The sequence below is a fragment of the Emticicia fontis genome, from assembly GCF_054779675.1.
Map to the genome: position 1 here is coordinate 59,968 of NZ_BAAGXU010000064.1, position 515 is coordinate 60,482.

1 pseudogene is annotated in these 515 nt (G+C 45.6%); it reads left to right on the top strand.

The annotated features are described in order from the left end of the window. Positions 1–515 (top strand): annotated as a pseudogene (locus ACYVFA_RS24135) (hypothetical protein); the annotation flags it as partial.

Consider the following 515-nt stretch of genomic DNA (forward strand, 5'->3'; position numbering starts at 1 on the left):
CTTTCAAGTGTGGGTACTTATTCCATATCCGCTACTTGTACTGTTGGTTCTTGTACAAGTGTGGCTAGTACAACTGTCACAGGTTTACAGATTGTTAGCCAGCCGTCTGCACCAACAATCACCGCACCGAATCCAAAAATAGTTTGTGCGCCAGGCACTTTGACTCTGACAGCCAGCGGTTGTGCAGAAACTATTAACTGGTCTAATGGTTCGTCAGGAAGTAGCTTAACACTTTCAAGTGTGGGTACTTACTCCATATCCGCTACTTGTACGGTTGGAAGTTGCACAAGTGTGGTTAGTACAACTGTCACAGGTTTACAGATTGTTAGCCAGCCGTCTGCACCAACAATCACCGCACCGAATCCAAAAATAGTTTGTGCGCCAGGCACTTTGACTCTAACAGCTAGTGGTTGTGCAGGAACCATCAACTGGTCTAATGGTTCGTCAGGAAGTATCTTAACACTTTCAAGTGTGGGTACTTACTCCATATCCGCTACTTGTACGGTTGGAAGTTG